The 11,207-nt window shown below is 40.6% G+C and carries 9 protein-coding genes; 1 reads left to right on the plus strand and 8 read right to left on the minus strand.

The window, feature by feature from the left end:
• From T357_RS19590 to T357_RS0117570, 7 genes are all read right to left on the minus strand, one after another.
• On the minus strand, positions 1–1,486 hold a 1,486-nt coding region (locus T357_RS19590), incomplete at its 3' end, for a hypothetical protein (protein ID WP_044917352.1).
• A 267-nt stretch (positions 1,487–1,753) separates the two neighbouring features.
• Positions 1,754–3,148, minus strand: coding sequence for a hypothetical protein (locus T357_RS0117545; protein ID WP_031555391.1), 1,395 nt, complete (start codon positions 3,146–3,148; stop codon positions 1,754–1,756).
• A 490-nt stretch (positions 3,149–3,638) separates the two neighbouring features.
• Positions 3,639–4,151: a hypothetical protein gene (locus tag T357_RS0117550; RefSeq protein WP_031555394.1), complete on the minus strand. Its 513-nt coding sequence runs from the start codon at positions 4,149–4,151 to the stop codon at positions 3,639–3,641.
• A gap of 15 nt (positions 4,152–4,166) precedes the next feature.
• Positions 4,167–5,255: a hypothetical protein gene (locus tag T357_RS0117555; protein ID WP_031555397.1), complete on the minus strand. Its 1,089-nt coding sequence runs from the start codon at positions 5,253–5,255 to the stop codon at positions 4,167–4,169.
• A 192-nt stretch (positions 5,256–5,447) separates the two neighbouring features.
• Positions 5,448–6,308, minus strand: a complete 861-nt coding sequence (gene amrS, locus T357_RS0117560) for an AmmeMemoRadiSam system radical SAM enzyme (RefSeq protein WP_031555399.1) — start codon at positions 6,306–6,308, stop codon at positions 5,448–5,450.
• Between the two features lie 93 nt (positions 6,309–6,401).
• The gene (locus tag T357_RS0117565) at positions 6,402–7,436 is read right to left on the minus strand and encodes an aldo/keto reductase (RefSeq protein WP_031555403.1); all 1,035 of its coding nucleotides are present in this window, start codon (positions 7,434–7,436) and stop codon (positions 6,402–6,404) included.
• A 328-nt stretch (positions 7,437–7,764) separates the two neighbouring features.
• Entirely contained in the window at positions 7,765–8,871 is a 1,107-nt protein-coding gene (locus T357_RS0117570; protein ID WP_242840146.1) for an IS200/IS605 family accessory protein TnpB-related protein, read from the minus strand.
• 213 nt (positions 8,872–9,084) lie between these two features.
• Between T357_RS0117570 and T357_RS0117575 the strand changes: the two genes are divergently transcribed.
• Entirely contained in the window at positions 9,085–9,807 is a 723-nt protein-coding gene (locus tag T357_RS0117575; RefSeq protein ID WP_031555413.1) for a DUF6577 family protein, read from the plus strand.
• 263 nt (positions 9,808–10,070) lie between these two features.
• Here T357_RS0117575 and T357_RS0117585 read toward each other — a convergent pair whose 3' ends face one another.
• Positions 10,071–11,165, minus strand: coding sequence for a glycerol dehydrogenase (locus T357_RS0117585; RefSeq protein ID WP_031555416.1), 1,095 nt, complete (start codon positions 11,163–11,165; stop codon positions 10,071–10,073).
• Positions 11,166–11,207 lie beyond the last annotated feature (42 nt).

The following is an 11,207-nucleotide window of genomic DNA, read 5'->3' on the forward strand; positions in this document are numbered from 1 at the left end:
CAGAATCGCTTACAAAACAGATCTTTGTGCCTGTTGTGAACTCGTCACTTCCGTTTACTGTAATGCCTTCTGTTGTGAGCTTAAGTGTGTGGTCTACATCATCAGATGCTGTCACAGTTACTTCATTTGACATATATGTGCCGTCATCCTGAAGTGTGAAAACTATATCCTCATCTGCATTAAATGATACATTTCCTCTTTCTGCATTATCATTCTGTATGGCGCTGAGAAGGGCATTTCTGTAAGCTGCCACCTTTGCTTCGGTAAAGATCTGTCCGTCAATTCCCTTTATCTCTGATGGCTCATGTGCACCATCTGTTACAAACCTATATAAAAGGCTTGATACAACATTGAGGGCCGCATCGCCATTCTCAAATGAACCCTTCACAGAATCATAGCTTACACCGAAGACATCTTCAAAAAGACCAGTCTGGTCATTGGGAACACCGTAGTACATGAGTTTCTTTACATTGTTATACTGGCTTTCAGAAAGACCGCTGGATGAAAGGGTGTAACCGTTCTTATTATTTACATGTCCTGGCATCCATCTGTCGTAGTTATAGCAGAAGCCTATCTCATCATTTACATAGAAAACAGCTTCGCCCTGATCGTAGAATGAGAACACTACTTCCTTTATCATCTCATCCGGAAGATTACCACGGATGTCCTCATACTGATCAATACTTGTGAAAGCAAATGGAGAAATGCTTGTATATCCTGAAATATCTACGCTTGAATCCGCATATTCTGAGAACTTGATGATTCGGCCATTCTTTGAAAGGATCGAACCGTCATAGTTTGTCTGAAATGCTCCTGATGCCATAAAACTTCCAACTTTTGCGCCATAAAGGATATCGGAGCTTTCAGCAACATCAGCCGCAGCATTTGTGACATCGTTTGTTAAGATGAGTGTATCTATGCTTATTCCCGCAAAAGTAAGCGGATATACAGTTGAAACCCTGTTGAGATTTAGAGTAGCAAATTCCGCATCATCAGCGCTAATCACCATAGTTGTGTAATCCGGCATGACGAAATCCTGTCTGGGATTACCGGAATAGTACTTAATGAGGGAATAATTATTATAGGATATATAGCCATAAAGACCTTCTTGGGCTGCTACAAATGATGTATTGGTCTCAGGTACTATGATGGTACTGAGTGAATCGGCATATGTAAAAGCTGAGCTTGTCACACCCCAAACATTGTCTCCAATAACAAGGGTACTAACATCATTGTTTCCGAGGAATGTCTTTGTGCCACTTGGATTACCAAGGAATATTGTCTCTCCAAGGTCGTCCGGTATAACAAGCACTCCGTCTGCGGTGTCCCCTGATGTGATGCCTGTGACATATGTGATGCCGTTATTTGATGTTGTCTTGATACTTCCTTTGTTATCGGCTATAGCCGTGAGTCCAGTGTTTACAAGCACTGATACAGCTGCCAGGGCCGAAACACTTTTTCTTAGTTTTTTTCCGAAGCGAATCATGTCGCTGTCTCCCTTCCTTTTTTGGTCTTTTATTTCTGATAAAAGAATTATGGAAGGGGATTTTTTAGATAAGTATTTGATTTAAAGGATAAAACAATCTGTGCAGGTTTTGGAGATACACATACATTTTTTACCGGTTTCTACATCAATAAACCTGGCGTCTTCGAGGAAATGGTTGATGATATACCAGTGTATCTCAAGGATAAAACTGTCGTAAAAGAAAAATTTAGGGAATATATGCTTATGCTGAATTCTCACGGTATAACGTCAATAAAAGAAATGACTTTTGACGATTCCTATAAATGAGATGCCTCCCAGCATTGCAAACGGGAACACGTCTCCGGTCTTATAGTTTCCGGCTATGTCCCTGTCAGCTCCCTTTACGTCTTCACCATCTCTGAATGCGTAGTAGATACCGTCTTTTCCTAAAAGTGATGCATCATTTGAGGTGAGCTTGTTTCCCTTTGAATCCTTTGCCCCTGGTCTGTAGTTAGCCTTTATGTCACCTATTACCTGTGAGATTGAGTCTGAGAAGGGGAGATTCTGGATGATTGGGGGAATCTCTAAAGGTCTGTCCACTCCCAGTACTGACGGACCGTTGGGATCATATGCATTAAAGTCAGTTCCGGGACCACCGCTGCCTCCGGATCCACCACTTGTAGTATTCTTAGAATAAATATCCCATGAAACAGAGTAATCCTGCATCATCGTAGAGTTAGGCATATTCTTATCAACTAAAAGAGTTACCAAGTACTCCTGGAATCTACCTTTACCAATGATGCCGAGGTTTATGTCTTTTTCTAAGTCATCACCGTAAAGAGGGCCAGAATAAACAACTTTTTCATCAGTACCTTCGGTGCTTAAACGTTTTATTTCAACGTTTATCCATTTATTTAAGGAAGTATCTTTATCATTGTTGTCAGATGAAAGTCTGATCGAAATAGGTCTGTTATACTCATTCTTGATGGTGATTTTCTCTGAAACAGCATCTCCAGGCATGAGAGATCGGAAATTCTTGAAAAGATCGTTTGACTCATTCATCTCACCATCTTCTATGTCCTCAAAAGTGATATGGAAACCCGAATCACCTGAATCAGATCTTACGGAATCACCAAACGATGCGTGGGACTGTATTTCTACATCACCCCATGGGGATGTGGATGTGAAGTCAGGAGTAAAGTTTGCAGACTGTACGGCATCGGCATCAACGCTCACTGATACGGGTACTCCCGTTGATTCGGGGAATTCTGGCATTACAAGGCTGGTACAGAAATCGGTAAGTGAACCGGTCTTAACGGGCTCTGTGTAATACCAGTAATCACCCTGCTTAACCCATTCATCGCTAACACCTCTTAACATAGTGTCATCAATACCATCAAATTCGCCGGTGTAATTAAGCTTTAATCTTATATAAGCCGGTGATAAGTCATTCTTTACGCTTACGATATACGATACTTCTTCCGTAGGGTGAAGACTTACTTCATACGGATCTACTCTGTTTCCGCTTTCATCAAGCATCTTCTGCTCTAAGGATATCTGAATTCCGCCGGTCTTAAGGATTGCATCTACTGTGCCGGCGTATGCAGGGGCACTTTCATGTATTCCCATCATGGAAAGGCAGAGAGCTGTAGCAGCAAGTTTTACTGCAATATTTTTCCTCATCTTTAAAACTCCTTCTATGAAAAATAATTCTTGTCTGTTCTACTCAGTAATTATGGGAAGAATTTGGGGCATATTAGTATTTCTGAGAAATTTTTCTTATTTTTTTAAGAAAAGCCTGACTCCCTAAAGAAAGTCAGGCTTTTAAGTGTGTTATAGTAGCGTTTTTTGCCTAGAAAAAAGCAGTAGACCATGCGATCTACTGCTTACGTAAAGTTAATTGAGGCTTTGTTTCACAATTGATTTTAAGAATTAATAGGATCATTGCATTATCTAAATATCCGCAAATATATACTTTATGCGGATATTTGGATCAATAAGTCATGATTTTTTAATAAATGCTATTATCCCACTAAGAACCGTATCTACATCCTCTTCGAGCCAATTTACTTCATTGGATTTTAAGTGGCTGACATACAGCTTGTCTTTGAATATCATTTCAAAAAAACGGAAGAGAGTGGGTCTCGCAAAGACCTCTCTCTTCCGTTTTTTGTTAATGCTTAACCTCTGTTGGCGGGTATGCCAGAGCCGCCATGTATACGAAGTCGTCCTTGTCCCAGACAAAGGTCCACCACATCTCAGGTGAATCTTCCTCACCTACGATAATGCGCACATCCGTGTTCCCGTCATCGTTATAATCATCAAACTCCACCGTAGCTTTTTCATATTGCTCATTGGTTAGCTTTTCGGGATAGTCTACCTGCAAAAATAAATTCTGTTTAGGCTCATCATAGTACAACTCAACTCTGTCACCGAAGACACAGGCACAGACGTCAATATCCTGCCCGTCCAGACTGAGGTTTCCATAGCCGTCTATGGTTCCCCATGTCCGCCAGTCCTGTCCTTCGATGCCGCCTCCGTCCTCCTGTTTATTTTCCGCTGAGTTGATACTATTTTCCGTCGTGCTGACGCTATTTTCCACCGTGCTGATACCGGATGCCATGTCACAGGCCGTCAGAAAGCTCAGCAGCAAAACAGCGGATATAGTTAACATAATTCTTCTCATAATCCTTTCCTCCCTTTAATCATCACCCCAAAGTTCAACGAAACTGTCAAATCTGGGGAGATTTATTTTCAAATATCCTCTTTTACTTCCATCCACCAGATGCTTTTTTATGAGATTATTTCTGAATACATTATATGATGCCGGATTTTTCATCAAAGACTTTATGTCCTCTGTTTTCCCATCTTTTGTTTTACAGATGCATCTGACCATTTCCTTTTCGCCTTCTGTCAGCTTCTGCCATATCATATCATATGAATCTTTAAACATTATGTTCTCAAAGGCCGGCATTAGATCTTCAAGAGTCTCATTTTCCTTTTTGCAAAAATATAATGAACCAAGAACCTGATACGCATAAGCATAACCCCGTGTTGTTTGTTCAATCTTTTTGGCTTCAAATGAGTCTATATTAAGTAAGTCCTGATATCTGTTCACTATGTCGTATTTGTTTAGAGCAGTTGCTTCAATAGCGTCAGCTCTTTTAAAAAAGGTAAGGTTTTTCTCAGTTGAAAATTCTTCAATGTTCTCCGAAAGTCCTGTCACAACAAGATAGAGTTCTGCTCCCACAACTATCATTGACCCTATTATTGAAAGAAGCTTGACTGTTTCTTCTGTTTTGGAAATATCATCTATCCCAACAAGTATCCTGTACTTCTTTTTGTTGGCTGTCTCTATCATTTTTATTATTGCAGCTTCTTCGGATTTATGAAACTTTTCAATGCTTTTTGTATTTGTGACCTTTACGCTCCCTTCTCCTGACGCACCATAAAAACTTCCTCCGAGAGATGCACTGAAACTTTTTTCAATTGTCTTGTTATTTATACCTAAACCTTTTTCGCTTGCAAGTAGATCATGAAATGTAGCAATTGTATTTCCGGCAGAGGAAAGGTTATATACAAGCCAGTTTTTCTCTTCCTTTAACGCCTTCATAATCCTTCCATATTCAACTGATTTGCCGGATCCACGAAGGCCTGTGATCTTATAAACATGTTTTTCAGATTCATCACTTTTAAAATTTGCAATTACAGTATCAGCAATACCTGTATCTATATATGCTTTGCCTGCCAGCCCCGGAGTTCTGGTAAACGGATCAATTTTGGGTGTCATTACTTTTCCTCCATGTTTTTTACTATATATCAGATAATTTTACGTTTCATTACTAAAAGCGTTGTTTTTTTACTTTTCATTACTATGATATCAATATTTTACTTTTGGCTCAATACTTTACTAATTTCAGATTACAAAAATAAAACCCGATGGCACTCTATTATCAAGTGTCATTGGGTTCTTTTTTTACAACTAGCAATTCCCCGTATACACATACTTCAGATTCTTTTCTGCCACAGTTTTCAGGTGATAAACATTAGCCACATCTGTGGCGTCTCTGTCAGTCATATGGAACTTTGGAAAGAATCTGGACAGGTGAAGCGGAATGTTTTCGCCTATGGGATTTCCGCTATCATCAGTAAGCTCACCTATCCATCGGCTAAGTTCAAATATCTCATCATCGGTATCATTTTCACCGGGGATGATGAGAGTCGTCACTTCCACATGGCAATGCTTCACCGCTTCCTTGATGAAATCCATAACCATCCGGCGGTTTCCTTTCAGGAGATCCTCATAGTAATGATCCGTGAAGCCCTTGAGATCGATGTTCATTGCATCAACATATCCGAAAAGATCACCCACAGCAGAAGCATCAGCCATGCCATTTGTAACAAGAACTGTTTTCAAATCATGTTCTCTCAGCAGCTTTGCTGTGTCTAGAACGTACTCATAGGAAATGAGTGGCTCATTGTAGGTAAAGGCTACACCAATATTGCCATAAGGTTTCTCCGCTACAGCTATACGACACAGCTCCTCCGGAGAAATGTATTTAGCCTTTTCAGGCCACTTTTCAACTTCCTCAGCCCATGAAATACCATAATTCTGGCAGAAAGGACATCTAAGATTACAGCCATAGCTTCCCACGGATACTATCATGCTTCCCGGAAAAAATCTGTTAAGAGGTTTTTTCTCTATGGGGTCCAGAGCTATGGATGTTACCTTCCCATAATTGTCCGGAACAATGCTTCCGTCCCGGCAGGTTCTCACTTTGCAAAACCCATATTTCCCTTCATCGATATGACAATGTCTGAAACATACATTACATTCTGCCATAACTGTTCTCCCAAAACCTTTTATAATCTACCAGGAAACCACCGGGAGACGGTTCTCGCCGGCGATAACCGTCCCCGGTGGATTACTCCGGTATCAAACCTTCCTGTTCCCCTTCAGAACCTCCCTGTAATCCTCCAGATTCTTCCTGAGGAGTGTCGGTATCTGAAGCTCGTACGGACACTTGCTTATACATTTTCCACAATTAACACAGTCTTCGATTTTCTCCATCTCTTTCTGCCAATGTTCACTGAGCCAGCCCTTGCTGGGTGCCCGTCTCAGCATCAGAGACATTCTGTTGCAGTTGTTTATCTCTATACCAACCGTACATGGCATACAGTAGCCGCAGCCCCGGCAGAATTCTCCCATAAGCTCGTCGCGTTCTGACTTAATGAAGTTAAATATCTCATCATCCATAACCGGTGTCTCATCCATATAGGAAAGCCACTCCTCAAGCTCCGACTCCCTCTGTATTCCCCAGATGGGTACCGCTCCGTCGAACTGAGATATGAAAGCCATGGCAGCCTTTGAATTCGTGATGAGACCACCGGCCAGACCCTTCATGCAGATGAAGCCCACATTATGCTGGTTGGCAAGCTCAATCAGTTCTATCTCCTTTTCCGAAGCCAGATAGCTCATGGGATACTGAACCGTATCATACAGCTCAGACTCAATAAGCTCCTGTGCGATTCCATACTTGTGAGCAGTTCCGGAAATAAAACGTATCTTTCCCTGACGCCTTGCTTCCTCCATGCATTCATACATGCCGCTTCCGTCCCCCGGTCTGTAGCAGGTATTCATCATATGGAACTGATAAATATCGATATAATCCGTCTTAAGATTTGAAAGGCTTGTCTCCAGATCCTTCCAAAAATCCTCCGGTGTTGTTGCCTTGGTCTTCGAGGCAATGAATATGTCTTTACGATCCACATATCCCGTTCCGAAAGCCTCTCCGAGCTTCACCTCACTGTCACTGTAGGCTCTTGCCGTGTCAAAAAAGCGAATGCCTCCGTCGTAAGCCCGTCTCAAAATCTTTACAGCCTCCTCAACCGAAACCCTCTGTAAAGGTAATGCTCCGAACCCGTTCTGGGGCACTTCGATCCCTGTTCTTCCCAATACCACGTTTTTCATAGTTTTCTCTCCGTCTTAAAACTTAGGTTCATATAAAATACTATAAAAACTATTCTTAAAATTCTAACTGAATACAGCTGAAAAATACTCATACTACTTTTATATTCGACAATTTAAGATAAGGTTATAAGGATTTACTTGTTGAACGATTGCCTTCAATGGTATCATTGGGAATGTTTGTGAAGCCTCACACGACTAAAGTCGCGTGCTTCCAAATATGTGAGCAAATAAGAGAAAGATGGCGATGCCATTGTTCTCTTATTTTTTTACATAACCCCTCTTTAGGAGGGTGGACTGCGTTTCTACCATTCAGCCTTAACTCAGATACTTATGCCGCTAAGGACATAAGCTCCGCATTGAGGTTAATTAATGTAGATAACGTGCTGGTGCTTCTCTTACTGCATTGAGGAACTTTTGCCTCAACAAGTAACCTTGAATTCACATCCAAGGATTTTAATATTTCACGTATAAAATATCTTGCTCCTATATTGTATGATGCAGATAAATCACAGTTGTACGTCTTTCCGTTCTGAAACCTGCAGAGTTCATATGTGCTAAAGCCGCCATCCCTTCCTCGGAGTACATATCCACTGCCGTCATATGCCAGTTTTGATGTTCCCCATGCATTGACATGGCTTATACGCATACCAAGCCTGTGGGCTTTATTTGTGACGATGGACTGCACTTCCTGACTACGCCATAACTTGAGTCTCTGCTTTTTTGAACCACGTGCCTTGCCTTTCCTATCCAGGTGCTCGAACACTACTACATCTGCATTGTAGAGTACGGCGGTCTCCATGATAAAGTTTGCAGTTTTAGTGGCTATGTCACGGTTTATACCTTTGGCTTTAGCCCAAAGACGTGGCATTTTGCGATTGCCATGTTGCTGTGCCTTCTTGATACGGTTTATGCTGTGTCTCAGATGGTCTGTTTCTCTTTTGAGACTACAGAAGTGTCTCCCGAGAATAGTGCCATCCGGACGCATCACAGAAACCGTAGCGGCTGTGTTAATGCCAAGGTCTACGGCAACAATGGTCTGATCATGTACCGAATTATCTGATAGTTTTACCTTTTCCTCAAACGGAAAATCCAGGAACCATTCCTTTCCTCGTTTTTGGAGTGTAGGGGCACACTGTTTACGTTCATTGCAACGTCTGTAAATATAATCCATATCGGACTTTTTAAAGTCAACGTTTATCCAATCCCAGGTATTACGGATATATACTTTTATCTTAGCAGTATATCTGCCCGTCTGGTCATACATAACGGTACGGTACATTGCCGGATATATAAAACCTGCTTTAGGGTATGATGGTCTGCTACCAACAGGATTTTTCATCCAGTTAGAAAGGTTCCCCATATAAGATGATACTTTACCGATAGCTTCATTAATGGCACCCCGGCGTATATAGCTGGGCATCTTATAGAACTTCATGTCAAAGTCCGGATATCTTGGAGATGGATTATCTTTTGTCGAATGGCATAAACGCTCTACGAACTGTTGATGTAAAAGGCTACCATCTATTAGGGATAGGAAATTGTATATATCGGCAATATTTTCAAATATTGCCGATATATATTGATGCCAAAATTAGTAGATGCTATACTTTATATATCAGATCAGTAATCCTATTTTATGGTGAAATATATGAAGAATATGGCTTTTCTAGAGAAAAATGATAGCAAGAAACAATATACAAGACGTGAACTATATGACCTAGTTGCGGATAATTCGAATGAGTATACATATAATTCGTTTAACTGGGATCTGAAGCGTTTGATTGCCGATGGAGTAATATTTAGACACAGTAGGAATTCTTATAAGATCGGCAATGCAAATAGAAAGAACTATAATCCGGAATATTCTGAGAGAGCAGAAGCAATAATAGCATTTATGGAAAAAAATTATTCGGATACGGAATTTTCATTATTTGAAACTTCTATGCTGAATGAATTTCTTAATCATCAAATTGCAAAGAATACTATTTTTCTCTATGTCGAAAAAGAATTAAGTGATTTTGTTTTTAGAGATATGTCTGAATTGTGGACGGAGAATATTCTGCTTAATCCCAAGAAAAACGATCTCAGCAAATACTGGAAAACGGATACGATTATAATAATTAATAGAATCAGTGAAGCTCCGCATGGTAAAGAAAGTCGGTACGACACACCTTTAGAGAAACTGTTTGTGGATCTCATTGCTGATGTGGCACTCATGAATATGTACAGTAAAAGCGAATATCCGGAAATGCTACGTATTGCAAATGATAAATACTATATTGATACAAAGAAACTTTTCAGATATGCCAGAAGGCGCGGAAAGTCAAAGGAAATACAGAAAATTATGACTGATGGAGGAATGGAAATTTGATTTTAGGAAAGCATTCGTACCGGTCATGGAAATATAGAAAAAAGACATTTTAAATTTTTCTACCATTCGCCGATAATGAACGACACCATAACAATTCTCCTTGATGTACTTTACGAGAAAGAACATTATGCTTGCTTTCTATGTAATTATGAAAAGAGAAAACTCAGATAAGGAAATAGAGGCTGAGAATGGATTGTTAATCCCTCTCAACCTCTTTGAATTTATAACTATTTATTATTCTAAGAATTGATTTTAAAAATAAATCACTTGCCAAGAGCTATTCTACCCAAAGCATCTGCCTGCATGATTGCATCGTAAAGCTCACAAGGCTGAACATCTCCCGCAAGATTATGGATAGTTTCGCCAGGAACACACGCATTTTCAGCAATAATCCTAACCTGATCTTCAGATGTAATTCCAATCTGCTCAAGTGTTACAGGAAGACCGACTTCAAGGCAGAAGCTCTGAACATCATCAAACTCTTCCTTAGTAGCACCTTCAAGTACAAGCTGTACCAGTGTGCCGAGAGCTACGCAATCACCATGATCTGCATGCTTACAGCCTACAGCGGTAACACCGTTATAGAAGGAATGTGCAGCTGCACAGTTAACATTATCAGCACCAACACCTGAAAGATAAACATTAGCCTCAATAATATTCTCAAGAGCAGGAGTTACTACATGAAGCTTACAAGCCTCAATAGCCTGCTTTCCATACTGACGGAGTGTCTCGTAGCAGAGCTTTGCAAGTGCCTGACCGGCTCTTGTGATTCCGGTTCCTTCAAGACTTGCTGATTCTGTACGAATTGAAGCCCTTCCCTCGAAATATGTTCCGAGAGCATCACCCATTCCAGAAACAAGGAAATGTACCGGAGCGTTTGCAATTACATTACAATCAACAATTACCGCATCAGGGTTTGTCGGATAGAAAAGATACTTATCAAAGCTGTGGTCATCGTTATAAATAACTGACAAACCTGTACAAGGTGCATCTGTTGCGGCAACTGTAGGAACAATTACAATATGCTTGCCCTCATAATATGCTGTAGCCTTAGCTGTATCTACAGCGCTTCCTCCGCCGATAGCAACAACAACATCAATGTTGTCATTCCTTACTATCTCCTGCATCTTCTTGATCTCACCATTGCTTGAGATTCCACCGAAGATCTCATAACGTCTGTAGTCATCGTGACCTTCAAAACTCTTCTCAATCTTGTCGTGACAAGCCTTATAACCGCTATTTGAACATACAAACAGCCAACGCTTGCCCATGTAACCCATCTCATCGTAAAACTTGTTTAATGCGTCTCGCCCCTGAACGTACTTGAGTGGTTCGCGCATTGCTCTTAACCTGCCCATCATAATAAATGTGCCTCCTTTGTGTTAATTATTTAACAATGC

It is taken from the genome of Oribacterium sp. FC2011, assembly GCF_000701645.1.
GTDB lineage: Bacteria > Bacillota > Clostridia > Lachnospirales > Lachnospiraceae > Oribacterium.